We start from the raw sequence: 595 nt of genomic DNA, 5'->3' as shown, positions 1-595 counted from the left end.
CTTCCGATTCTGCTCAACCTTGCCCAGATACGTCGCGAGCTTCTGCTGCTCCTCCGCTGTGGTGAACAAGCCTAGCTTGGTACGGCGCCACAGGATGTCGTGCGCCGTGGTCGCCCACTCTTCGCTGCACAAATAATCGACTTCGCGGGTGTAGAGCCCGCCGCCGATGTGTTCGCCCATGTCGGCCAGGCTTTCTACGCCTTCGAGCATGCGCCAGGTGCGGCTGCCGTAGGTGACGGCCCAGCGCCGGGCGATTTCAGTCGGGACGAAATCGAATTTGTCGCGAATTCGCGCGCTCAGCGCCTCTGGCGTGGTCATGTCTTCGCCGCCGGGCAGGGTGGCGGTCGCGGTCCAGCTCGGGCGCATCTGGGTGAAGAACGGCATCAATTGCGCCATCGCCGACTCGGCAAGTTTGCGATAGGTAGTCAGCTTGCCGCCGAACACCGACAGCAGCGGCGCTTCTTCGGTACTGCCCGACAGCGCCAAGGTGTAATCGCGGGTCACTGCCGACGGGTTGTCGGATTCGTCGTTGCACAGCGGGCGAACGCCCGAGTAGCTGTGCACAATGTCTTCGCGGCTCAGCTGCTTCTTGAAG

At 62.9% G+C, this 595-nt stretch carries 1 protein-coding gene; it reads right to left on the bottom strand.

Translation table 11 applies throughout. From position 1 onward, the window contains the following. On the bottom strand, positions 1–595 hold a 595-nt coding region (locus tag J5M56_RS23875), incomplete at both ends, for a glycerol-3-phosphate dehydrogenase C-terminal domain-containing protein (RefSeq protein WP_279381837.1).

Source organism: Pseudomonas sp. 51_B (genome assembly GCF_017491595.1).
GTDB lineage: Bacteria > Pseudomonadota > Gammaproteobacteria > Pseudomonadales > Pseudomonadaceae > Aquipseudomonas > Aquipseudomonas promysalinigenes.
This window is presented reverse-complemented; position numbering and strand designations above follow the sequence as displayed.